This window comes from Modestobacter sp. SSW1-42 (assembly GCF_046635825.1).
In the GTDB taxonomy this organism is placed as follows: domain Bacteria; phylum Actinomycetota; class Actinomycetes; order Mycobacteriales; family Geodermatophilaceae; genus Modestobacter.
The window spans coordinates 276,068-299,243 of the sequence record NZ_JBISCA010000003.1; the positions used below are offsets into that span (position 1 = coordinate 276,068).

The following is a 23,176-nucleotide window of genomic DNA, read 5'->3' on the forward strand; positions in this document are numbered from 1 at the left end:
ACAACACAGGAAGGCCAGCGCCAACAACCAGGGGGCGACCGGCGGGTGGTCGTCCCCTGGTCGGGCTCAGCCGGTGGTCCGGGTGACGGCCCGCGAGTAGAGCGCCGCCCAGCTGTCCAGCAGCTCCAGCAGCTCAGGCGGGCACTGCACGGTGAACTCGTGCCCGAGGGAGCCCAGGGCCATGGCCGGCCAGCTCAGGTCGTCCGCGGTCATCTCGAGCCGGCAGTCGGTGGGGGAGAGCGCGGTGACGGTGCCCCAGCGGCCCACGCGGGCGACGACCTCGGCGGCGGGCGCGGCCACGAGCACCTGCACCCGGTACGGGTCGCGCCGACCCTCCAGGCCGGCCAGGACGAAGGTGGCGGCGTCGGCTGCGGGCAGCCGGCGCGGTGCGAAGTGCTGACCGGTGCCTGCGGCCGACGCCAGGCGGTCGAGCCGGAAGGTGCGCCAGTCGCCGCGCCCGAGGTCGTAGGCGACCAGGTACCACCGCTGCCCGACGGGCACCAGCCGGTAGGGCTCGACGTGCCGGTCACTGGGTGCGCCGTCGGAGGCGACGTAGTCGAAGGTGAGCCGCTCGGCGTCCCGGCAGCACTGGGCGACGCTGGTGAGCGCCAGCGGGTCGACCGGCTCGGTGCCGGCTTCGCCCCAGGCGGCCGGGACGGTGACGGCCTGTAACGCCTCCACCCGCCGGCGCAGCCGCTGGGGCATGACCTGGACGACCTTGGTCAACGCCTGCACCGATGCCTCCGCCATGCCGGTCACCGACGAGTGCGTCGCCGACCGCAGACCCACGGCCAGGGCGACCGCCTCGTCGTCGTCGAGCACCAGCGGCGGCAGCGAGACGCCATGGGTGAGCTGGTAGCCGCCGTCGACCCCACGGCTGGCCGCCACCGGGTAGCCGAGCTCCCGCAGCCGCTCGATGTCGCGGCGCAGCGTGCGCCCGGAGACGCCCAGGCGCTCGGCCAGCTCGGCTCCGGGCCAGTACCGCTGGCTCTGCAACAGGGACAGCAGCCGGAGCGTCCGGGAACTGGTGTTGGCCACGTGGCCAGTCTGCCGCATGTACAGGACAGGAAATGACCGCAATGGCCCCTACGGTCATTGGTACCGATGGAGAGGTGGTCCCCATGACCAGCACCGAGAGCCACGACGTCACCACGACCGCGGACGCCGCACCGCGGGACCGGGAGCGCGCCGACCTGCTGGACAGCCTGGCCCGGCACCGGTTCTTCCTCCGCTACACCGTCCAAGGGCTGACCGACGAGCAGGCGAGGCTGCGGCCCACGGTCAGCGAGCTGTGCCTCGGCGGCATCGTCAAGCACGTGTCCGCGACCGAGGCGGCCTGGGCCGACTTCATGGTCCGGGGCGCCGCCGCCTTCCCGACGGCCGACTGGACCGATCCGCAGATGGCCGAGCGCTGGGCCGACGAGCACCACCTGCTGCCCGAGGAGACCCTCGCCGGCGTCCTCGACGAGTACGCCGCGGTCGCCGCCCGGACCGACGAGCTGGTGCGCACCCTGCCCAGCCTGGACGTCGACCACCTGCTGCCCGAGGCGCCCTGGTTCACCCCCGGCGCCCGCCAGTCGGCGCGTCGGACCCTGCTGCACGTGATCGCCGAGACCGCCCAGCACGCCGGCCACGCCGACGTCCTCCGCGAGACCCTCGACGGCCAGAAGACGATGGGCTGACCGGAGAGCGTGACGCAGTGTGACCACGAAGGGCGCGCCGGGCGGGAGGGGAGGGATCGACGTCCGGCGGGGACGTCCGGAGCGGCCGAGACCGCTCGGATCCGTCGGTGGGCGGCAGTAACGTCACGGACGTCGTCCCGGCCCGTCCGACCAGCAGGGGAGTCGCCATGACCACGCTGACCGATCGTCCGAACACCGCCCTCGTCGTCGTCGACGTCCAGCAGGGCGTGGTCGGCGACGCGCACCAGCGCGACACCGTCGTCGCCCACATCAGCGCCCTGGTCGACCGGGCCCGCGAAACGGGGACGCCGGTCGTGTGGGTGGCGCACTCCGACGAGGAACTGCCGCGGGGCAGCGACGCGTGGCAGTACGTGCCCGAGCTGGTGCGCCGGGAGTCCGAGCCGCTGGTGCACAAGTCCTACGGCGACTCGTTCGAGGGCACCGACCTCGAGGACGTGCTGGCCGCGGCCGGCGTCGGGCACCTGGTGGTCGCCGGCGCCGAGTCCGACGCCTGCATCCGGTCGACCATCCACGGCGGCTTCACCCGGGGCTACGACGTGACCCTGGTCGGCGACGCGCACACCGCCGGTGACAAGTCCGCATGGGGCGCTCCGCCGGTCGACCAGGTCATCGCGCACACCAACCTGTACTGGCGCTTCCAGGCCGCACCCGGACGCACGGCGGGCGTCGTCGGGACGAAGGACGTGACGTTCACCGGATGACCCGGGGAGGGCGCCGCGAGCGGTCCCTCTCACCGCTACTTGACATAATGTCGATTATCGGCGCACCGGACGGGGCTGACCGGAGGGGTCGATCGGGGTCATCGCCGGCCGTGTCGGACGACCGGGTGCGGTGCGGTCATGGCGTCGCCGACGACCGACAGCTCGACACGTCGACATGGCGCCCGGTCGGTCGTCCTGATGTACGCGTCGTCGACCGATGTCGCGCGACGCGCGCCACCTGGTGCCCGACCCGGCGGGCGCGCTCGATCAACCGGGTCGGTTCCGGACGTCGGGTCGTCACCGGGCCACCACTGGGTCATCACCGGTCCTGACGGCCTCGCGCCGAGATGATCGACGACGGCCCGGACCGTGTCGGTCCGACCTGCCGGATGTCGCTGGCCCGACCCGGCGGACCGCCCGGGACGTCCGTGACCACCCCACCCCCGCTCCACCGACAACCACCCAGTTACGTCACTCTGACGTAATGGCCGGGTAATCGGTGCTCTCAGGGAGCGCGGACGGCCAACCCTTCGTAGGGTCGGGTCATGAACATCCGACGCCCGGTGGCAGCCCTGTTCGTCGCGCTGGCTCTGGTCGGTGGACCGGCCACGATGACCGCCTGCAGTCCAGCCGGTGGTGGCACGGAGCGCAACGACGGCGACAGCAGCGACAACGAGACCGCCAACACCGGAGGCAGTGACCCGGCCGGAACCTCGCAGGGCGGCGTTCCTCGCAACAACGACAGCGAGAACGGCGACGAGAACGAGTCCGGCAACGACGACGGCAACAACGGCGGGGACAACAGCTCGGACGGCTGATCCGGAGGGGCGGTCCTGCCGCCCCTCCCCCTGCGGGTCCGCCCTCACCTGACTCATTACGTCAGGTGACGGATGGACCTGCTCAGCCGGCGGACCTGCCGTTCAGCCAGAGCCGGTCGAGCCGCCCGGTCGACCGGACCAGCTCGTTCAGCGACTTCTCCAGCTCGGCCTTGGTCGGCTTCTCCGACAGCACGGTCTGCACGTCCTCGATGGCGCAGCGCAGCTGGTACAGCCTGTCCTGCAGGCCGTCGAGCTCGGCGCGGGTCACCAGCACCACGTCGTCGGACAACCCTGCCTTCGCCGTCGCCGACCGCTGCTCGTACGCCCGCTGACGGCACGCCTGTCCGCAGTACAGCCGCGGGCGGCCGACCGATTCCTGGGCGGGCAGGACACTGCGGCACCAGCCACAGCGGCGCTCCTCGCCCTGGGTGCGTCGGGTCCGGGCGGCCGGGCGGGCCTCGGCCTCGTGCTCTACAGCCACGGCAGCGACGGTAGACGCCCGGTACGACAGGAACGGAACGGACACGCCACAGCCCCCGGCGGACCCGGCTGTGAGCACCCGTTCCGCCCGGACGATCGCCCGGCACTAGCGTGGTGGTGTGCCGGGCCCGCGTTACGCATTCCTCGACGGCCCGACCCCGGTGGCGATGGCGCACCGCGGTGGGGCCATCGAGCACCTGGAGAACACCCTGCCGGCGTTCGAGGCGTGCGTCGCCCTCGGCTACCGGTACCTGGAGACCGACGTCCGGGTGACCTCCGACGGCGAGCTCGTGGTGTTCCACGACGCCACGCTGGACCGGGTCACCGACCGCACCGGCCGGGTCGAGTCGATGCCGTGGCGGGAACTGCAGACGGCGCTGATCGGCGGCCGCGAGCCGATCATCCGGCTGGAGGACCTGTTCGGTGCCTGGCCGGACGTGCGGTTCAACCTCGACATCAAGGCCGCCGGGGTGCTCGCGCCGCTGGTGCGCACCGTGCGCCGGCTGCGGGTCGAGGACCGGATCTGCCTGGGCTCGTTCTCCGATGCCCGCATCGCCGCGGCCCGCCGGGTCTTCGGCCCCGACGTCTGCACCTCGCTGGGCCCCAAGGGGGTGGCGGCGCTGCGGCTGTCCTCCTACTCCCCCCGCGCGGCCGGGCTGGTGCGCATCCAGGCCGGCTGCGCGCAGGTGCCGCTGGCCCTGGGTGGCCGGCCGCTGGTCGACGAGCGGTTCATCGCCGCCGCGCACGCCCGCAGCCTGCAGGTGCACGTCTGGACCGTCGACAGCGAGGCCGAGGCCACCGAGATGCTCGACCTGGGCGTCGACGGGGTGATGACCGACCGGCCGGCGATGCTGCGCGACCTCCTGGTGTCCCGCGGCCAGTGGACCGGCGCGTGAGCGCCGCCGCGCCCACGGGAGCAGCGACCACAGGAGCGGCGACCACGGGAGCAGGGCCCACGGCAGCACGGACGACGGACGCGCGGACGACGGGGCTGGTCGGCCGGCTGCGCGCCTGGCGGCCCCCGGCCCCGCCGCTGCCGCCGGAGCTGGCCGACCGCGTGGGCCCCGCGGACCCGGAGTGGTTCGCCCGGGAGCTCGCGGTGGCCGTGGCGCCGACGTGGTGGTTCTGGCGGTTCGCGCTGGGCCGGCTGGCGTGGGTCCCGCTGGCGTTCGGCCGGCTGCAAGTCACCGGGGGCGTCCCGGCCGAGCTGCGCGACGGTCCGCTGCTGCTGGCGGTCAACCACGTCGGCGACTTCGACCCGTTCCTCGTCGGTGTCGCGCTGTACCGGGCCGGGGTGCGTCCGCGGTTCCTGGTCAAGAGCGGCGTCATGGCCTTCCCCGTCGTCGGGGCGCTGCTCGAGCGCAGCGGGTGCATCCGGGTCGAGCGGGGCACCGAGCTCGCCGGGCACGCCGTCCTGGTCACCGAGGTGGCCCTGGCCGCCGGCGGGCACGTGGTCGCCTACCCCGAGGGGCGGGTCGGGCTGACCGGCGACGGGTGGCCCGAGCGCGGCCGCACCGGGATGGCCCGGATGGCGCTGGCCGCCGGCGTCCCGGTGGTCCCGGTGAGCCAGTGGGGCGCCCACGAGGTCGTGCAGTACGGGTTGGGGTGGGGCAAGGTCCGCACCCTGCTCACCGCGCTGTGGCGGCAGCCGGCGCTGCGGGTGCACATCGGCCCGCCGGTCGACTTCTCCGACCTGCGGCCGGGCCGGCTCGGCGACGCCAACCGGGCCCGCATCCGCATCGACGCCGCGCTCACCCGCGGGCTGGCCCCGCTGCGGGCCGGTGAGCCCACCGACCGGATCGCCCACGCCGACCCCACCCGGCCCACGACCGCGCGGGCGGCGTTCCCGGGAGGCGTCGTCCCGCCGGAGGTGCCGTGACGGCCGGTGCCGTGACCGCGTGGTGCTGGACCGGGGTGCCGACGACTGAGACGCTGCGCCGGTGAGCGCCGTCCCTCAGGTCGAGTCCGTCCCCCAGCCCGACCGCGCACTGCGCCGGGAACGGGCCGGCTGGTACTCCTACGACTGGGCCATGTCGGCCTTCAACACCACGGTCATCAGCGTCTTCCTGGCCCCCTACCTCACCTCGGTGGCCGAGGCGGCCGCCGACGAGCAGGGCCGGATCCACCCGCTGGGCATCGGCATGCCGCCGGGCAGCCTGTTCGGGTACGTGGTGTCGCTGTCGGTGGTGCTGCAGGTGGTCGTCCTGCCGCTGACCGGCGCCGTGGCCGACCGGTCGGGCAACAAGCGCCAGCTGCTGGCCGCCGCCACCCTCGCCGGGTCGCTGTGCACGATGGCGCTGTTCTTCGTCTCCGGCAGCGGCTACCTGCTGGGGTCGGCGCTGTTCATCGTGGCCAACATCGCCTTCGGCGCCGCCACGGTCGTCTACTACTCCTGGTTGCCCGACCTCGCCGGCCCCGACGAGCGGGACGCCGTGTCCAGCCGGGGCTGGGCGCTGGGCTACCTGGGCGGTGCGCTGCTGCTGGCCGCCAACCTGGCCCTGTTCACCCAGCACGACGCGCTCGGGCTCACCGAGGCCGAGTCGGTGCGCATCTGCCTGGCCTCGGCGGGCGTGTGGTGGGCCGGGTTCGCCGTGGTCAGCATCGCGCTGCTGCGCAACCGGCGGCCGGTCGGCGCCTCCGCCGCGGCGCCGTCCACCGGGCGGGCGTTCCGGGCCAGCATCGGGCAGCTGCGCGCCACCCTGCGCGACATGCGCCGGTACCGGCTCACGCTGTGGTTCCTGGGCGCGTACCTGCTGTTCAACGACGGCGTCCAGACCGTCATCACCGTCTCGGCGCAGTTCGGCTCCGAGCAGCTCGAGCTGTCCCAGACGACGCTGGTGTCGGCGATCCTGCTGGTGCAGGTGGTGGCCTTCGTCGGGGCGCGCGGCATGGGCCGGATCGCCGAGTCCGCCGGCGCCAAGCGCACCGTGCTGTGGTCGCTGCTGGTGTGGGTCGGGGTGCTGGTCGCGGCCTGCTTCCTGACCCCCGGCGCCGCGCTGCAGTTCTACCTGCTGGCCGTGGTGATCGGGTTCGTGCTGGGCGGCACGCAGGCGCTGTCGCGCTCGCTGTTCAGCCAGCTGATCCCGCCGGGCAAGGAGGCGGAGTACTTCGGCTTCTACACGATCTCCGACCGTGGGACGAGCTGGCTGGGCACCTTCCTGTTCGCCCTGACCTACCAGCTGACCGACTCCTACCGGTACGCGATCATCAGTCTCGTCGTGTTCTTCGTCGTGGGTGGGGTCCTGCTCGCCCGGCTGGACATGCGCCGGGCCATCGTCGAGGCCGGCAACACACCCCCGGAGCGTCTGTGACACCCGTACTCCCCGACTCCCCGCCCGCCGGGCCCTCCGTCGTCCCGGCCTCCGGGGACCGCCGGCGGCACCCGGCGCCGGCCCACCTGGTGTTCTTCCACGGGCCGATGGACTGCGGGAAGTCCACGCTGGCCCTGCAGGTCGACCACAACCACACCCGTCAGGGCCGGCACGGGCTGCTGCTGACCCAGGGCGACCGCTCCGGCAGCCCGCAGATCAGCTCCCGGGTGGGGCTGCGGCGGGACGCGGTGGAGCTCGACGGCGACACCGACCTGCGGCTGCTGGTGCGCGACCGGTGGGCGGCCGGGCACCGGGTCGACTACCTGATCGTCGACGAGGCGCAGTTCCTCACCGGCGCCCAGGTCGAGCAGCTCGCCGAGCTCGTGGACACCTCGCACGTCGACGTGTACGCCTTCGGGCTGACCACGGACTTCCGCACGCGGAAGTATCCCCGTTGTACGTTGCCGGTATGCCTCCCCGCCGTGTCGCCGCCTACCTGCGCATCTCGAAGAACGACCCCGCATCGCGGTCGATCGAGAAGCAACGCGCCAACATCAACAGGTTGGTCACGACGCGCTATCCCGGCGCGACCGTCGTTGAGTTCGTTGACCGGGGAGTGTCAGCGTCGAAGACGAAGATCCGTCCGCAGTTCGCGGCGCTCTCCGGTCAGCTTGCTAAGTACGACGTCGTCGTCTTCGACACGCAGGACCGGGTAGCGCGCAAGCCGCTCGACTTCTGGACCTTCGCCGCTGCTGCTGAGAGCGCCGGAACCCTGATCGTCGGTGCCTCCGAAGACCTCGACCTCTCGACCGCCGAGGGAGAGCTGACGGCAGGCATCCGGCTGACCATCGCGCAGCACGAGGCGCGGCGTACTGGCGCGCGGGTCAAGGCGACGAACGCCTACCGCAAAGAACAGGGTCTCCGCGCCCTCGGCGGCCCTCCGGTGTTCGGCCTCAAGCGCGACGGCGACGGCTTCGTGCCCGACCCTGAGCGCGCGCCGATCCTGCTCGACGCGATCGACCGCGTCATCACCGGAGAGCTGTCGATCCGGGGCATGGCGGAAGAGTTCACGACGCGCGGCATCCCGACCGCACGCGGCGGGGAGACGTGGTCGCACCGTGCGGTGTCGAAGATCCTCCGCTCCCCCGCCCTCGCCGGGATGACGCCGGTCAGCACTCCCGAGAAAGATGATCAGGGCAAGCTCACTGGGCGACGCGTACCTGACGTCATGCGCAGCTTCGACGGCCTGCCCGTCGTCAGCCCCGGTGAGCACCTGCTGACCGTCGGACGCTGGGAGGCGCTCCAGGCGGCGTTGGCGGCGCGCTCGGTGTCACGTGCGCCGCTCAAGCCGAAGCAGCCTCGCCCGCTGCTGCACGGCCTCGTCGTTGACGACGCCGGGCACCCGCTGTACCGGCACAACCCAACGGGCCGCGTCGCCCGGTACAACTGCCGACAGACCGGCTGCCCGACGAAGACCTCGATCACTCTGGGTGCTCTCGACGCGCACGTTGCCGACGTCTTCCTCAGCACCGTCGGCGATGAGGGTGAGAGCATCGCCGAGGTAGTGATCCCCGGGCGCGACGTCCCCCGCCTCAAGGCGGTACGGGCAGAGATCCACCGGACAACGGCAGCCCTGGGTAGTGCTCTCGACGGCGAGGAGATAGCCCGCCTTGCCGTCCGCCTGACCGCCCAGCGTGCCGCCGAGGCAGAACTAGAGGCCGGGGCCGCACACGGTGACGTGTACGGCTTCGTCGCTACTGGACGCACGCTAGGCGACGCCTACCGCGCCGCTGTCACCGACGCCGACCGCGCCGAGATCCTCGCCCGCAGGATCGACGCTGTCGTCGTGCACCCGAGTACACGCGGCGGCGGCGGTCGCCCGATCTCTGAGCGCGTCGAGGTGCGCTGGCTCGACTGACCACCCCTTCACCTACGAAGCCCCGACGACCTACTAGGTCATCGGGGCTTCGTCATGTTCAAAGACTTAGGAGCGCCGTGCTCAAGCCATGCGTCGAGTGCGGTGAGCTGAGCGACGAGAGCCGCTGTGAGGACCACCGCAAGCGCGACCGCACTAACGACGGTCACGCGCTCTCTGCCTCACGTCGTGGCTACGACGTCCATTGGCGTCGACTGCGAGCGAGAGCAATCCGCTTACAACCGTGGTGCTCTGACTGCGGAACGTCGGAAGACTTGACCGGCGATCACCTCACCTTTCCCGCGCGCACTCTCGATGACGTTGACGTTTGCTGTCGCAGTTGTAATTCGAAACGCGCGCCGATTCGCGGAAAGAATGGCGTCGGCTCGCGCGAGCGACCAGGCGGTGCAGCCCTCCGCGACGCCCTAGGGACCGGGGGAGGGAGGACCAATCCTCCACTCTCCTGAGGCGCATAGGCCCACGGACCCGCGACATGGCGTCTCTACGGGCCTGGGACCCCCTCTCCGGTACCCGTACACCCCCCGCCATTCCACGCTGTCCTAGACGCCCCCTGGAGTACCTAAAATGCCCGCATACAAGCCGGGGCCTAAGGCCCCGATCACCGCCCCGCCACTCGATCTGAGCAAGCTTCCGCCGCGAGGATGGAAGCGCATCGAGGCGTTTACACGCGAATACGTCAAGGTCCCTAAGGGCGCCGGTGCCGGTGAGGCGTTCCGCTTCCGCAAGTGGCAGCTCGACATCGTCAAGGGCCTCTACCCGCAGGCCGTCGCTAAGCGGCCCCGTCAAGGGTTGCTCTCGCTTCCCCGAGGCAACGGTAAGACCGCTCTCGCCGCCGTCCTCGCTCTGTACGCGATGTTCGCGGACGATGTTGCGTCGGCGCAGATCCTCGTCGTGGCTAGCGATGAGCGACAGGCCGGGCACGTCATGCGCGCCGTTCTACAGATGATCGAACTCGACCCCCGACTTGACGAGCAGGTCCACGTCTACGGCGACCGCATCGTCGTCCCGAACACCGGCGCGGAACTCCGCACCCTGCCCGCCGATGTCGGCGCGCTACAGGGTTGGGACCCCACTCTGATGCTGGTCGATGAGTTGCACGTCGTCACCGAAGATGTATGGGAGGCAGTGTCCTCCGCGACCGGTAAGCGCGAGACCTCGCTCACCCTCGCAATCTCCACGCCGTCTGACTCCGTCGAGTCGATCATGTGGAAGCTGGTCGAGTATGGCCGCAAGGGCACCGACCCCGGCTTTTACTTTAAGGAATACGCAGCCCCCGAGGGCTGCGACCTGGACGACGAAGCGGCGTGGAAGATCGCTAACCCCGCGCTCGGTGACTTCCTCTTCATCGACGCGATGCGCGCTCAGCGCCACACAATGCGCGAGCCCGCTTTCCGCCGATACAAGCTCGGTCAGTGGGTAGGCAGCGAAGACACCTGGCTCAAGTTCGGCGTGTGGGACGCTCTCGCAGACCCCGACCGCGAAGTGCCGCACGGAACGAAGATCACGCTCGGTTTCGACGGCTCCGTTTCCGGCGACTCGACGGCGCTAGTCGCCGCCACGGTGGAGACCAATCCTCACCTGTTCGTCATCGGCACATGGAACAGTGCCGGGCAGGCCGCCGACTGGAAGGTGCCTCGTGACGAGGTCGCCGCCGCCGTAGCCCGCGCATTCCGCGATTACGACGTTGTAGAGCTAGCCGCCGATCCGTGGGGCTGGCAGAGCGAGTTGCAGAGCTGGGCAAAGCTCTACGGCGAGAAGCGCGTCATCGAGTTCAATACCGGCTACCGCAAGCGAATGGCCCCGGCAACGGACCTGCTATTCCAGGCGATTGCCGACGAGCGGGTGAGCCATGACGGCGACCGCGTTCTGTCCGCTCATGCGAATAACGCGCAGGCGCAGACAACTCCGCAGGGCGACGTCCTCGTGAAGGACGAGCGCAAGCGGAAGCGCCGCATCGACTCAGTGATCGCAGCCGTCGTCGCACACGACCGGGCGGCGCATCACTTCCGTTCTCGTCCCCGAAAGAAGGCACGTTCCTGGTGAGCATCACCGACCTTGCACTTGAGTTCTCCCGCGCTATTGACGCCGAGGCGTCGGACCTCGACATCCTCGACAGCTACCTCGCCGGTAATCAGCCCGCCGCATTCCTCTCGGCGGAGAGCCGTAAGGCTCTGGGCGACCGTTTCCGCGCGCTCTCCGTCAACTTCCCGCGTCTCGCTTGCAGCTCGATCAGCGAGCGCATGCGGCTGGAGGGTTTCCGCACCGCCGACCCCGCCGTCGGCGAGAACCTGTTTCGCATCATGAAGCGCAACAAGATGGTTGACGGCGCAAGCGCGGCGCACTTTGAGGCGCTGGCGCTCGGCCGCGCTTTCGTCATCGTGTGGGCCGGGCGCACCGCCGACACTCCGCTTGTCACCGTCGAGTCTGCCCGTCAGGTCACGGTGCGTGTAAACCCCGCGACCGGCGAGGTCATGTCCGGCGCGAAGCGGTGGGTGCTCGGTGACCGCGCTTACATGACGATCTTTGAGCCGTCGCGGATCACGCGCCTTGTCTCCAAGGACACGATCAGCGCGGGGCAGCCGATGCCTACTGAGTGGGTTGTGCGCGAGACGCTCAAGAACCCGCTCGGCGTCGTCCCCATTGTCCGTTTCACGAACGCTGGCCGTCTCGGTGACGTGCTGGGCCGCTCTGAGGCGACCGACATTCTCGGCCTGACTGACGCCGTGAACAAGCTTGTGAGCGACATGCTCGTGACCTCCGAGTATTACGCCCGTCCGCGCCGCTGGGCGACCGGCCTTGAGGTGCAGGAGGACGAGGACGGCGAGGCGATCAACCCCTTTGAGGAGGGCCCTGCGCGGGTCTGGCAGAGTGAAGATCCCGAGACGAAGTTTGGTCAGTTCGACCAGGCAAAGCTCGACGGATACGCCGACGCTCTCGCCACCCTCACGCAGTCGATCGGTGCGCTTTCCGGATTGCCTCCGCATTACCTGGGTCTCCACGGTGATCAGCCCGCTAGCGCCGACGCGATCCGTTCAGCGGAAGCGTCGCTAGTGAGCACTGCCCGCGCCCGTATGCGGACGTTCGGGGATGCGTGGGCCGAGGTCGCTCAGCTCATTCTCGCCGTTCTCACCGGCGCGGACCCGGCGACCTTTGAGGTCGAAGCTATCTGGGGGGACCCGGAGACGCGAACGCCCGCTCAGGCCGCCGACGCCGCCGCGAAGCTGCGCGGCATCGGCGTCGCTCTCTCCACGGTGCAGGGCCTCACGCTGGGCTGGACGCCGGAGCAGATCGCCGCTGATCGGATTGCACGCCGGGCTGAGGCGCTCGACTCCTCGATGACGGAGCTGACCGCCATTCTCCCGACGCCCCGTCAGCCCGCTGAGACGCCGGAGGGCGTGACCGCATGAGCCAAGAGACCGCGCTCTACGACGCCTTCATGGGCTACTCAGAGAGCGTCGGTGAGCGGCTGGTGCAACTGCACGCCGCCTTTCTCGACGGCAGGCTCGACGTGGACGACTTCATCGACCGCGCGAGCCTGCTAGTCGGGCAGGCGCAGGCACGCATGTACGCCCTTGCCGACGCTTCCCTCTCGGCGTTCATCACCGTGGAGACCGCCACCGCCGTGCCGACGCTCGGCATCGTCGCGCCGGACGAGTCTGGGCGGCTCAGGGACGGCCTGCGGACGCTGCTCGCCGTCGTGGACCCGGAGGCCCCCGCCCTCCGCGTAGCTCGCTACGGGCGCTCTGAGGCGGCTGGTGCGTTCCAGGACGGCTACTCGACGGCGATGCGGGAGCGGCCCGAGGTCGGCGGCTACCGGCGCGTTCTCAACACGAGCGCCTGCGAGCTGTGCGTGTGGCTCTGGCGCGGCGGCTACGTGTACCCGTCCGGCAAGAGCTTTCACCGCCATACCGGGTGTGGCTGTCACCCGGAGCCGGTGCTCCGGTGACGCGGCGTAGCGGTGCGGCGACGCGCTGTAGCTAAGACGGCGCAGGGGCGCGGTGCGTGGCCTTTTAGACCTCTCTAGAACGGAGTTGTACGGGTCTCACTGTCAGACCTTCTATAGCGCTTAGCTCTATAAAGCGTCTGACAGTAAGACCCGTACAACGTCGTCCTAGAGAGGTCTCCCTGCGACCCCTCCGCACGGCCCTTCCGCGACCCTTTCTAGCTCTGTGATGCGGATCACAAAACTAGTTAGTCCGCAAAGGCCCAAAAAGGGCCTGGTGTCACTACTCCCCGTCGACTTACCTTGTAGGGACACCTTGCGAACGTTGTGCCCATGAGTCAGACGGTCACAGTCTTTACTTGTAGGGGCGCAACGGCTCCAAGGCCCCACTCCCCGACGACTTCATCTGTAGAGGCACCTTGCCAACGTTGCCCCGTTGTAAGTGACCCCCGAAGACTTCAACTGTAGGGGGCGCACACGCCTCCGCACACACTTCTAGCCCCCAACCAGAAAGGCAACCCTGACGGTGCCTTACATCTCCGACCCCGACGAGGACACGATCCGGCAGGTCCGCAACGACCTCCTGACTATCGCCCTCCGACACAGTGACACCGGCGACGACGCCTTTATCCGCGTGCCTCGCTCGACGCTCTACACGATGACCGGCAGCACGGTCCGGCGTGAGGACTGGAACGAGTCCATCCGCCGTCTGACCGAAGAGACCGACGCCGTGCGAGAGGCGACCGGCACCGGCCGCCGCGCCGACGTGATCCTCGACAAGATTGTCGATGAGGTCGGCGCTTGGGAAGACGTACTTATCGACGACTTCCCGGACAGCGAGCCTGAGCCGGAGGACGTGACCGCCCTTCTCGGCGTCGATGTCTCCGAGCCGATCCCGACCGATGTCCTGATTCGCCGCAAGCCGCGCACGCCGCTTGCCCATGATCCCGTCGCACCGCGCAAGTGCGCTAAGTGCGGCGAAGTGAAAGAGCCTAAGGAGTTCGGACGGCGCTCCGCCGATCCTGACCTTCCCGGCTACTCGCAGTTCCAGAGCTACTGCCGCGCCTGCTCGACCGCCCGACACCGCGACGCGGGATACGGCGACGATCGCAAGCAGCGACGCGAGCGCTGGACTGAGGACGCACGACGTAGCCGACCGGGCGGACGGCATGAGAACTCCGTCGCTCTTGGCTACTACACCAACCCCCGCTGAACCCTCCTCCCCAAAGGATGAACGCCCCCATGAACGGTTCCCTCGCCCTCTTCCTGTTCGCCGTCTCTCAGCGCCCCAACGAGCGCGGCGACTTCCTCACGCGCATCTGGCAGCGTGACCTTCATCAGCTCGCCGGAATGGAGTTCGGCACGCCGAGCGCGTTCTACGCCGCTCTCCGTGAGTTCGCCGCCGAGTTCCCGACCGCCGTCTCCGTCGACCCCGGCCGCATCGGCGCTAACCTCTCCTACTACCTCACCGCCGACGCCGCCGTTTGGCTCCGCGACGTGTTCCCGGACTCCACCGAAGACGACGTGTACGACGCCGTTGACGACGCCGGATACGAGATCGTTTCCGCTCTGCCCGCCACGATGGCTAAGGCCCTCCCGTCGCGTATGTACGTGTCCGCATGAGCGCCGCACGCATTCCCTACGGCCTGCCGACCCTGCCCGTTCCGCGCCGCACCGTTGACGAGCGTCTCGACGCTATCGAGTCCGACGTTGCCGTGATCGTCAAGGGCATTGAGTCGATCCTCGCTGAGATTGTCGCGCTGCGTGCCCGCTGGGACGCCGACGCATGAAGTCTCCCGGTGCTGACCCCCGTCGCCTCGATGAACTAGAGCGCGAGAACCGCCGACTGCGTGACCTGCTCACGGCTAACGGCATCGACCCGAACCCTGCTCCCTTTGTTCCCGGCACGCGCCCGATGCGCGTTTTCCGAAACGGATACTGACATGCCTGACGAGATTGTTCCCGTGACCCCCGAGACGCCGCCTGTAACGCCGGAGACGCCGCCCGAGGGCGACACCTTCCCGCGCGCTTACGTTGAGACGCTGCGCCGGGAGAACGCCGACTACCGGACCCGCGCTAAGCGCGCCGACGACCTGAGCGAGCGCGTTCTGCGCCTTGAGGTCGCCGCTACCGGGAAGCTGGCGGACCCCGCCGATCTTCCTTTCGACGCCGCGCTGGTCGATGACCCGGCTGCACTCGCCGCCGCCATTGACGCGCTTGTCGCCGCTAAGCCTCACCTCGCATCGCGCATTCCTCGTGGCGATGTCGATCAGGGCGTGCGTGAGACCCCGGCGACCACCGCCGGTTGGGGTTCCCTGTTCGGGTGACCCCCTAAGACCGCCCGTCGCAGTCAGCTTGGGGGCGCTGCGACGGGCCTTAATCCTCTTCGTCATGAGAGGTCGCACGACCCGATGAGCGGCGGCAGGTGAATCGAAGACACCTGCCGCTCGCTCTCGGCCTTTCCCCCCAATCCGCCGCTCTCGGCCGCGCAGCTACGCGCGCCGGTTGAGCGGCACCCGCCGAAGTTGAGACGCCGCCCGTTCCCGGCGTCTCCTTCGGCGGGACTACCTCCTGTCTGCGTGCGCTGGCCGCCGCTTACAGATCGCCCGGTCGTCCTGGTGACGAGCTGAGGGCACGCACTATCCCCCTCCCCTCAATGCTCACAAAGGAGCAACCCATAATGGCTCTCTACGAGGCCAACGTCCCCGCCGGTGTTCTGCCCACCGACTACCACGATCTAATCCTGCTCGGTCTCCAGACCGAGTCCGTCGCTGCCGCCTCCGGCGTCGCCGTGGCGAACACTTCTAACGCCTCTCTGCATATCCCGCGCATCACCGCCGACACCACGGCGCGTTGGGCGCTTGAGGGCGACGACCTGCTCACCGTGAACCCGGTGCTCGATGAGATCACCAGCACCCCGCGCAAGGTGGGCGGGGTCCTGAAGGTTTCGCGCGAGCTGGCGCAGGACTCCTCGCCCGCTGCGACGAAGATCGTCGGCGACTCGCTGACCCGCGCGATTGCCGTCGCTCTGGATCAGGCATTCTTCACGAACGCCGGTACTCAGATCGCCAAGGCCCCGGTCGGCCTGCCCGGCGTTACCGGCTTCACGCCGGTTTCTGGCTCGGCTACCAACTTCGACGCTTTCGTTGAGGCGCAGGTCAAGGCGCTCGGCAACCGCACTCAGGTCCGCGCCTGGTACATGAATGCCTCGACCTATTTGCGCTTCGCTGGGATCAAGCAGGGCACCGGCTCGAATGCTGCGCTGCTGGAGACCGGCTTCAACATCAACGGCGTGCCGGTCTACATCACCGAGCTGCTGGCGAACAACGTTGTTTACGGCCTCGACACCGCGCAGGCGCTCCTCGTTGTCCGGGATCGCGCCAAGGTGGAGGTGTCCAACGACGCCTACTTCTCGACCGACGAGATCGCAGTCAGGGTCACAATGCGACTTGATTTCGCTTTCCCCGCCGTCAAGGCGGTCACGAAGATCACCGTCGCCGTCTGATCCTCCGTCAACGCCCTAGCCCTGCTCTCACCGGAGTAGGGCTAGGGCCTTGCGTCCGTTTACACGACCCTTAGAGGCATTCATGACTTCACCTGTTACTACACCATTCCCCGTGACCGGCGGCACTATCGCTGCGTTCATGGGCCGATCTACCGACCTGGCCCTAGTGCAGCTTGCCGGGGAGCACGTTGTCGTCATTGCCGAGACGGTCAACGCTTACGTTCGCGGGCACGGCCCGACGCGTGTCGGCGTCGGCCTCGGTGAGCTGGTGTTTCCCGCAGACCTTCGGGCCGTGGTCATCACGGCTACCGCGCGCCTGCTGAACAACCCCGCGCAGCTTGAGAGCGAGGCCGCTGACGGCTACGCCGCCCGAGGTCGCTTCACTAGCTTCTCTCTCGCTGAGCAGGCGATCCTTCACCGCTACCGGCGACGTGCGGCGTGAACTTCCCCGACCGCTTCCGCTTCGTAGTCCGTGAGGTCGTCACGACATCGACCCGCACGTCTACGACGGTGACGACCTGGACGGCTCAGCCCGCAGTGACGACCTGGCGGACCGTCGACTCCCCGGCCCTGATCAACCTGATCGACTCCAGGGCACTGCCCGACTACGGCAGCGCCGTCGATCTCCAGACGATCTCTGTTCGCTGGCCGTTCCCCGGCATCGAGCCGAAGACGCAGACGAGCACGACCACCTACACCTACCCGCCCGGGCAGACCGCCACGACGGCGCTGACCCGGTACAACACGATCTCTACCGTGTGGGTGCAGGTGACCACGCCGAAGACGATCGGCGGCAGCGGCGTCGAGGGTCGAGGGATCTACACGGCTCCCTCGGCGTCTCGCCCTAACCGGCATCACTCCCGGTTCTTCGCCAAGAGCGCGACCAGCACGGTGCCGACGGACTTCCCGCCCGACCCCGTCTGACGTACAACGCGGGAACAGTTGCACCCGGCTGTTCCCCGGCACCCAGCGGCTGTTCGAGCTGGCCGACGACGTGCAGCGGGTGCAGGTCGAGGTGTTGTGCTGGTGCGGGCTGCCCGGGCTGCTCAACGCCCGGGTCGTCGACGGCGCGATGGTCCGCGAGGGCGCCACCGTGGTCGTCGCCGACACCGCCCCGGCGCCGCTGACCGGTGCGGACGCCGCGGTCGCGGAGTCCGCCGTCCGGTACCAGGTGCTGTGCCGAGGCCACTACGTCCGCGGCCAGCTGGCGCCCACGCCGACCGGTCCCGGGCAGCTGTCGCTGCGCTGAGCCTCCCTCCGAGGGGTGGTTGAGCGCTGGAACACCACTCCATGCGATGATTGACCGCTGACGACACGGAATCCAATTCCGTCATCTGTCGTTGATCCCTGCGACACCCGCACCGCACGCGTGAGCATGCGGTGGCCCGGGCAGTCCTAGACCGACCCACTTCAGCACGAGAGGACGGTGTGCCATGGGCGAGCGATCCCTGCGCGGGAGCCGACTGGGCAGCGTGAGCTACGAGACCGAGCGCAACACCGCGCCCATCGAGCGGCAGTACGCCGAGTACCGGTGCGCTCAGGGGCACCTCGTCACGGTGCCCTTCGCCGATGACGCCGAGCTCCCCGACACCTGGGAGTGCAAGTACGACGGATCGGCCGCCAAGCTCGTCGGTGGCGCCGAGCCGGCCCCCAAGAAGGTCAAGCCCCCGCGCACGCACTGGGACATGCTCCTGGAGCGTCGTTCGGTGGACGACCTCGAGGAGGTCCTGGCCGAGCGCCTCGAAGTGCTCCGCGGGCGCCGCACCCGCGCCAGCTGACAGCTCCGACGGAACGGCCCCGGTGGGATCTCCCACCGGGGCCGTTCTGCGTCGCGGGGTCCTTCCTCAGGGAGCGACCTCGCCCTCGATGACCCGGGTGGCCGGGCCGGCACGGAAGGGCTCGGCCGGGCCGGCGACGGTCTCGGTGCGCACCGAGCGCACGTGCACCGGGCCGCGCAGCCGGTCGGGCAGGTTGCGCAGCAGCAGCCGGGCGGCGAGCGCCCGCGGCAGGGCCCGGGTGAACGGCAGCAGGCACAGCAGCCCGAGCAGGTCGCCGACGAAGCCGGGCAGCACCATCAGCAGCCCGCCGGCCGCGACGAGCCCGGCATCGCCGAGCGCCCGGCCAGGTGCCCGGTGCTCCTGGGCGCGCAACCGCAGCTCCCCCAGCGCCGCTCGGCCCTGCCGGGCCAGCAGCAGGGCGCCCAGGGCGCTGGTGGCCACGGTCGCGAGCAGCGTCCAGCCCAGCCCGATCCAGGAGGCGACGAGGACGTAGACGACGAGCTCGGCGAGGGCGCCGAGGCCGATCACCGTCCGCAGCCGGGACGGCCGGCGCCCGACCGTGGTGGAGCTGGTGGCCATGGGTGTTCCTCCTCCGCCCGCCGGGTGCAGACGATCTGCTCCAGGTCCGGGTTCGACACCCGGTGCAACGCACGAGGTGGCGTTCGTGCTCCCGGCGTCCGCCGCAGCGGTGTCCGGGCTCAGGCCGCCGGAGCGCGCCGGCGGCGCAACACCGCGGCCGCCCCCGCGCCCAGGCCCAGGGCGACGAGCAGCCACTCCGGGGTCGCCCCCAGCCGCTCGGAGACGGTGCGCTGGTCGCGCTGGGCGATCGGCTCGACGAAGGTGTCAGCGGTGTACAGCGCCGAGGAGTGCACGACGGTGCCGTCGGGCGCCACGATCGCGCTGATCCCGCTGGTGGCGGCCACGACCACGGTGCGCCCGTACTCGACCGCGCGCAGCCGGCTCATCGCCAGCTGCTGGGCGCTCTCGTCGGTGTACCCGAAGGTGGCGTTGTTGGTCTGCACCACGAGCATCCCGGCGCCGGCGTCCACGACGTCGGAGACCAGCCCGTCGTAGGCGACCTCGAAGCAGATGACGTCACCGACCCGGGCGCCGCCGACGTCCAGCGTGCCCACGCCGGTGCCGTGGGCGAAGTCGCGCCGCACCAGGTCGACCTTCTCGCTGAAGAACCGGAAGAAGGACCGGTAGGGCACGTACTCGGCCAGCGGCACGGGATGCCGCTTGACGTAGGTGTCGCCGGGACCGGTGACCGGGTCCCAGACGATGCCGGTGTTGGACAGCTCCTCACCGGGCCCGTCGACCACCGCGCCGACCAGGATCGGCACCCCGATGGCCCGGGCCGCACCGCTGATCACGCCGGCGGCGTCGGCGTTGCGGTAGGGGTCGATGTCGGAGCTGTTCTCCGGCCAGATGACCAGGTCGGGCTGGGCGGCCTCCCCGCGGGCGACGGCGTCGGCCAGCGCCACGGTCTGGCCGGCGTGGTTGTCCAGCACGGCCCGTCGCTGGGCGTTGAAGTCCAGCCCGATGCGGGGCACGTTGCCCTGGATCACGGCCACGGTGCGGGTCGGCCCGCCCGCGGTGAGCGAGGAGCCGGCCAGCGGCAGCGCGGCGGCCCACCCGACCAGCGGCACGGCGAGCACGCCGACGAGCGCGAGCACCGCCGTCCGGCGTCCCGGGCGCCGCCGGGTGAGGGCCGGCACGGCCGCGGCGAGCAGGGTGCCGGTGAGGGCGACCGCGAAGCTGACCAGCGGGACGCCGCCGTAGGCGGCGAACGCGGTGAACGGCCCCTCGGCCTGGCTGAACCCCAGCCGGCCCCAGGGGAACCCGCCGAACGGGGCGCGGCCGCGCAGCGCCTCGTCGGCCACCCACAGCGCGGCGGCCCACAGCGGCCAGGCCGGCAGCCGGGACACCGCGGCCGCGGCGCCGCCGAGGAGGGCGAAGTACAGCGCCTCGAAGACCGCCAGCGCCAGCCACGGGAAGGAGCCGACGAAGATGCCGGTCCAGGACAGCAGCGGCACCAGGAACACCAGGCCGAGCACCAGGCCCAGCCAGGCGCCGCTGCGCACCCGCTGCCCGCGCACCGCCAGGGCCAGCGCCGCCGGGCCGAGCACGGCCAGCAGCGACAGGTCGTGGCCGGGGAAGGCCAGGTAGAGCGCCAGGCCACCGGCTGCGGCCAGGGCGGTGCGCCACGGCCACCGGGAGCGCCGCCGCTGCTCGGGGACGGCGGGGGTGCCCGCGTCGACCGTGCCGGCCGAGACCGCTGACGCCACGCCCACCTCCTGCTCGCCCGGGCCGCCCTGCTGGGACCCGGCCGCCGTCCAGCATCCCACTCCCGGCCGGGTCCTCCCGCGTGCCCGGGACGGTGTCAGGGCAGCAGCGGCTCCCCGGCGACGAGCAGCTGGCGGCAGGCCGGCCGCTCCCGTCCGGCCAGGACGCCGGACAGCGTCGCCGCGGTGGCCCACAGCGCGAGGTCCGCCGGGGCGCCGACGGCGAGCGGGCCCTGGGGGTGCGCGGCCCGGGCGGCGACCCACCCGCCGTGCGTGGCGGCGTCGAAGGCGTCGAAGGGCCGCATGCCCGAGCTGCGCGTGGTGTGGTCGACGGCGGCGTGCACCCCGCCCCAGGGGTCCAGCGGGGTCACCGGGGCGTCGCTGCCCAGGGCGACGGCCACGTCGGCGTCCACGAGGTCGGCCAGCGGGTTGGTCCCGGCCGCGCGCTCGGCGCCCAGCCGCTCGGCGTACATCCGGGACGGCCCGCCCCAGGTGGCGTCGAACGCCGGCTGGACGCTGGCCACCATCCCGAACCGGCGCATCCGGTCGATGGCGGCCTCGCCGACCATCTCCACGTGCTCGAGCCGGTGCCGGCAGGCCCGGACGGCGTCGCGGCCCAGCTCCTCGGCGACGGTGGCGACCGCGGCCAGCACCTGGTCGACGGCGGCGTCGCCGATGCAGTGGAAACCGGCCTGCAGCCCGGCCACGGTGCAGGCCCGCACGTGCTCGACCAGCGACCCCAGCTCGAAGCGCAGCGACCCGGAGGTCTCCGGCCGGTCGGCGTAGGGCTGGGACAGCGCGGCGGTGTGCGAGCCGAGCGCCCCGTCGCAGAACAGGTCACCGCCGGCGCCGGCCAGCCCGAGCTCACGGACGACGTCGAGACCACCGCGCTCGGACAGCTCGCCCCAGTAGCCGACCACCCGCGGGCCCGGGACGCCGGAGGTGAGCGCCAGCAGCTCGGCGAGGTCGACGGCGCTGGACACCTCCGGACCGGCCATCTCGTGCACGGTGCCGATCCCCAGCGCCGTGGCGGCGGCCAGGGTGGCCCGCTGGGCGGTGCGCCGCTGGTCGGCCGGCACCGAGCCGTAGGCGGCGTTGCGGGCCGCGGAGTGGGCGTCGAGCCGCAGCCGCCCGTCGGGGCTGTAGCCGGCCAGCGCGGTGACCCCGGGGACCCGGTCCAGCAGCGCGGTGGAGACGGTGGCCGAGTGGACGTCGACCCGGGCCAGGTAGGCGGGCCGGTCGCCCACCACGGCGTCGAGGTCGGCGCGGGTCAGGCCGCGGCCCTCGGGCCAGTCGGTCTCGTCCCAGCCGGTGCCCAGCACGGTGCCGGTGGGCGCGGCCGCGGTCTGGGCGGCCAGCAGGGCCACCGCCTCGCGCAGGCTCGCCGCGGGGTGCAGGTCCAGGCCGGTGAGCGCCAGGCCGGTGGCGGTGGCGTGCACGTGGGCGTCGACGAACGCCGGAGTGAGCAGCGCGCCGGCGCCGTCCAGCACCCGGTCGGCGGGCGGGGCGTCGGCCGCCGCACCCAGCCAGCTGATCCGGCCCGCCTCGACGAGCGCCGCCCGGCCGGGGCGGTCACCCACCGTGACGTCGGTGACCAGCAGTCCGCTCACCGGTCCACCCGCGCGTCGATCATCGCCCGCACGCCCGGCGTCCGCCGGTACAGGTCCAGGGCCAGGGCCGCGTGCCCCGGCGTGTAGCCGTTGCCCACCAGCATCGTCACGTCCGTCGCCATCCCCTCGGCTGCTCCGGCCGCCGCCTGACTGGCGGGAGCCGGGGAGAAGAAGACCACGGTGCCCCCGTCGGCCGTCGCGAGGACCGCGGCCTGCTCGGCACCCGGGGCGTCGACGCAGACCACGGTGACGTCGACCGGCTCCGCCACGGCCGCCGCGACCGCCAGCGGGTCGGTCGTGTCGGCCACCACCACGGCGTCGGCGAGCCGGGCCGCGCGCAGCTCGGCGGCGTGCTCCTCGGTGCCCACGACGCCCACCAGCCGGCCGGCGCGCGCGTCCCGGGCGGCCGCCAGGCTCAGGCACCCCGACCGGCCGGCCGCGCCGAGGACGGCGACCGAGGGGCGGTGCCCGGAGCGGTGCACGGCCCGCTCGGTGGCCGCCGGGGCGCCGCAGACCTCGAGCACCGTGAGCGCCACGTCCTGGGGCAGGTCCTCGGGCAGGACCGCGGCGATCGAGCGGGCGAACAGCACCGCCGTCCCGGCGGCGGGGACGTGCCGGCCGGCGCCGTCCCAGGACGCCAGGCCGTCGGTGACGCGCAGCGGAACTCCGGCCAGCGGCACCAGCGTGGCGACCGGCTGACCGGCCTCCAGGCCCAGCGGGGAGTCCAGGCCCGTCTCGTCCACGACGCCCACGAGCATCCCGCGGGGACCCACGTCCAGCCGGCCGCTGGCCTCGATGCCGGCCAGCACCGCAGCACGCACCGCGTCGCCGTCCCGGCCGTGGTCCTCCGGCCGCCAGGACGCGGCGTCGAGGACGATGCCCTGCACGGCGACCCGCACCTCGTCCGGGGCCAGCCGGGGATCGGGGTCCAGGCGCCGGGCCGCGGCGGGCAGCACCCCGACCGGGTCGAGCGTCCGGTGCACACCCAGGCTGCGGTGCAGCACGCTGTCGAGCACGTGGAGTCCCTCCGTCGTCCCGGGCCGGTGCCCGGGGTGCCCATCGTCCCCGAGCGCGGGTTTCCCCGCGGCCGGACGGCGGTAGCTCTC

Annotated in this window: 25 protein-coding genes and 1 pseudogene; 20 read left to right on the forward strand and 6 right to left on the reverse strand. The window is 71.2% G+C overall.

The genetic code is table 11. The annotated features are described in order from the left end of the window. Window positions 1-66: 66 nt before the first annotated feature. Complete coding sequence (locus ACGBYP_RS11560; protein WP_411584158.1) at window positions 67-1,038, reverse strand: helix-turn-helix transcriptional regulator; 972 nt, start codon at window positions 1,036-1,038, stop codon at window positions 67-69. An 83-nt stretch (window positions 1,039-1,121) separates the two neighbouring features. Between ACGBYP_RS11560 and ACGBYP_RS11565 the strand changes: the two genes are divergently transcribed. The 3 genes from ACGBYP_RS11565 to ACGBYP_RS11575 all read left to right on the forward strand — a co-directional run bounded on the left by ACGBYP_RS11565 (window position 1,122) and on the right by ACGBYP_RS11575 (window position 3,222). Then, window positions 1,122-1,682, forward strand: coding sequence for a DinB family protein (locus tag ACGBYP_RS11565; protein WP_411584160.1), 561 nt, complete (start codon window positions 1,122-1,124; stop codon window positions 1,680-1,682). A gap of 167 nt (window positions 1,683-1,849) precedes the next feature. Then, complete coding sequence (locus ACGBYP_RS11570; RefSeq protein WP_411584162.1) at window positions 1,850-2,404, forward strand: isochorismatase family protein; 555 nt, start codon at window positions 1,850-1,852, stop codon at window positions 2,402-2,404. Between the two features lie 545 nt (window positions 2,405-2,949). Then, window positions 2,950-3,222, forward strand: a complete 273-nt coding sequence (locus ACGBYP_RS11575; RefSeq protein WP_411584164.1) for a hypothetical protein — start codon at window positions 2,950-2,952, stop codon at window positions 3,220-3,222. Window positions 3,223-3,304: 82 nt separating this feature from the next. Here ACGBYP_RS11575 and ACGBYP_RS11580 read toward each other — a convergent pair whose 3' ends face one another. After that, window positions 3,305-3,703, reverse strand: coding sequence for a hypothetical protein (locus ACGBYP_RS11580; protein ID WP_411584166.1), 399 nt, complete (start codon window positions 3,701-3,703; stop codon window positions 3,305-3,307). Window positions 3,704-3,821: 118 nt separating this feature from the next. Between ACGBYP_RS11580 and ACGBYP_RS11585 the strand changes: the two genes are divergently transcribed. From ACGBYP_RS11585 to ACGBYP_RS11665, 17 genes and pseudogenes are all read left to right on the forward strand, one after another. After that, a complete protein-coding gene (locus tag ACGBYP_RS11585) occupies window positions 3,822-4,598 on the forward strand; it encodes a glycerophosphodiester phosphodiesterase (RefSeq protein ID WP_411584168.1) in 777 nt (258 codons plus the stop codon). Next, complete coding sequence (locus ACGBYP_RS11590) at window positions 4,595-5,581, forward strand: lysophospholipid acyltransferase family protein (RefSeq protein ID WP_411584170.1); 987 nt, start codon at window positions 4,595-4,597, stop codon at window positions 5,579-5,581. The genes ACGBYP_RS11585 and ACGBYP_RS11590 overlap by 4 nt, the downstream gene beginning before the upstream one ends. Before the next feature lie 61 nt (window positions 5,582-5,642). Beyond that, on the forward strand, window positions 5,643-7,013 hold the full coding sequence (locus tag ACGBYP_RS11595; RefSeq protein WP_411584172.1) for an MFS transporter: 1,371 nt from the start codon (window positions 5,643-5,645) through the stop codon (window positions 7,011-7,013). Window positions 7,014-7,102: 89 nt separating this feature from the next. Then, a pseudogene (locus ACGBYP_RS11600) lies at window positions 7,103-7,450 on the forward strand (AAA family ATPase); the annotation flags it as partial. Window positions 7,451-7,482: 32 nt separating this feature from the next. Continuing rightward, the gene (locus ACGBYP_RS11605; RefSeq protein WP_411584174.1) at window positions 7,483-8,931 is read left to right on the forward strand and encodes a recombinase family protein; all 1,449 of its coding nucleotides are present in this window, start codon (window positions 7,483-7,485) and stop codon (window positions 8,929-8,931) included. 582 nt (window positions 8,932-9,513) lie between these two features. Continuing rightward, window positions 9,514-10,992, forward strand: coding sequence for a terminase TerL endonuclease subunit (locus ACGBYP_RS11610; RefSeq protein WP_411584176.1), 1,479 nt, complete (start codon window positions 9,514-9,516; stop codon window positions 10,990-10,992). Continuing rightward, window positions 10,989-12,356, forward strand: coding sequence for a phage portal protein (locus ACGBYP_RS11615; RefSeq protein WP_411584178.1), 1,368 nt, complete (start codon window positions 10,989-10,991; stop codon window positions 12,354-12,356). Before ACGBYP_RS11610 ends, ACGBYP_RS11615 begins: the two co-directional genes overlap by 4 nt. Beyond that, window positions 12,353-12,895, forward strand: a complete 543-nt coding sequence (locus tag ACGBYP_RS11620; protein ID WP_411584180.1) for a hypothetical protein — start codon at window positions 12,353-12,355, stop codon at window positions 12,893-12,895. The genes ACGBYP_RS11615 and ACGBYP_RS11620 overlap by 4 nt, the downstream gene beginning before the upstream one ends. Window positions 12,896-13,418: 523 nt before the next feature. After that, window positions 13,419-14,105 carry a hypothetical protein gene (locus ACGBYP_RS11625; protein WP_411584182.1) on the forward strand — a complete coding sequence of 229 codons (687 nt, stop codon included), beginning with the start codon at window positions 13,419-13,421 and terminating at the stop codon, window positions 14,103-14,105. Between the two features lie 29 nt (window positions 14,106-14,134). Beyond that, on the forward strand, window positions 14,135-14,515 hold the full coding sequence (locus tag ACGBYP_RS11630; protein WP_411584184.1) for a hypothetical protein: 381 nt from the start codon (window positions 14,135-14,137) through the stop codon (window positions 14,513-14,515). Next, window positions 14,512-14,682: a hypothetical protein gene (locus ACGBYP_RS11635; protein ID WP_411584186.1), complete on the forward strand. Its 171-nt coding sequence runs from the start codon at window positions 14,512-14,514 to the stop codon at window positions 14,680-14,682. Before ACGBYP_RS11630 ends, ACGBYP_RS11635 begins: the two co-directional genes overlap by 4 nt. A 153-nt stretch (window positions 14,683-14,835) precedes the next feature. Beyond that, a complete protein-coding gene (locus ACGBYP_RS11640; protein WP_411584188.1) occupies window positions 14,836-15,219 on the forward strand; it encodes a hypothetical protein in 384 nt (127 codons plus the stop codon). 353 nt (window positions 15,220-15,572) lie between these two features. Further along, window positions 15,573-16,397, forward strand: a complete 825-nt coding sequence (locus tag ACGBYP_RS11645; RefSeq protein WP_411584189.1) for a phage major capsid protein — start codon at window positions 15,573-15,575, stop codon at window positions 16,395-16,397. Between the two features lie 112 nt (window positions 16,398-16,509). Continuing rightward, window positions 16,510-16,839, forward strand: a complete 330-nt coding sequence (locus ACGBYP_RS11650) for a hypothetical protein (protein WP_411584191.1) — start codon at window positions 16,510-16,512, stop codon at window positions 16,837-16,839. A gap of 95 nt (window positions 16,840-16,934) precedes the next feature. After that, the gene (locus ACGBYP_RS11655; RefSeq protein ID WP_411584193.1) at window positions 16,935-17,321 is read left to right on the forward strand and encodes a hypothetical protein; all 387 of its coding nucleotides are present in this window, start codon (window positions 16,935-16,937) and stop codon (window positions 17,319-17,321) included. 70 nt (window positions 17,322-17,391) lie between these two features. Further along, window positions 17,392-17,646, forward strand: coding sequence for a hypothetical protein (locus ACGBYP_RS11660; protein ID WP_411584195.1), 255 nt, complete (start codon window positions 17,392-17,394; stop codon window positions 17,644-17,646). A gap of 184 nt (window positions 17,647-17,830) precedes the next feature. Then, window positions 17,831-18,175, forward strand: a complete 345-nt coding sequence (locus tag ACGBYP_RS11665; RefSeq protein ID WP_036332628.1) for an RNA polymerase-binding protein RbpA — start codon at window positions 17,831-17,833, stop codon at window positions 18,173-18,175. 66 nt (window positions 18,176-18,241) lie between these two features. Here ACGBYP_RS11665 and ACGBYP_RS11670 read toward each other — a convergent pair whose 3' ends face one another. From ACGBYP_RS11670 to ACGBYP_RS11685, 4 genes are all read right to left on the reverse strand, one after another. Continuing rightward, window positions 18,242-18,754 (reverse strand): FxsA family protein, encoded by a 513-nt coding sequence (locus ACGBYP_RS11670; protein ID WP_411584197.1) that lies wholly within the window; start codon window positions 18,752-18,754, stop codon window positions 18,242-18,244. Between the two features lie 119 nt (window positions 18,755-18,873). Then, the gene (gene lnt, locus ACGBYP_RS11675; protein ID WP_411584199.1) at window positions 18,874-20,463 is read right to left on the reverse strand and encodes an apolipoprotein N-acyltransferase; all 1,590 of its coding nucleotides are present in this window, start codon (window positions 20,461-20,463) and stop codon (window positions 18,874-18,876) included. Window positions 20,464-20,558: 95 nt separating this feature from the next. After that, window positions 20,559-22,070, reverse strand: a complete 1,512-nt coding sequence (locus ACGBYP_RS11680; RefSeq protein ID WP_411584201.1) for an amidohydrolase — start codon at window positions 22,068-22,070, stop codon at window positions 20,559-20,561. Beyond that, a complete protein-coding gene (locus tag ACGBYP_RS11685) occupies window positions 22,067-23,086 on the reverse strand; it encodes an L-erythro-3,5-diaminohexanoate dehydrogenase (protein WP_411584202.1) in 1,020 nt (339 codons plus the stop codon). Before ACGBYP_RS11685 ends, ACGBYP_RS11680 begins: the two co-directional genes overlap by 4 nt. Window positions 23,087-23,176: the final 90 nt, after the last annotated feature.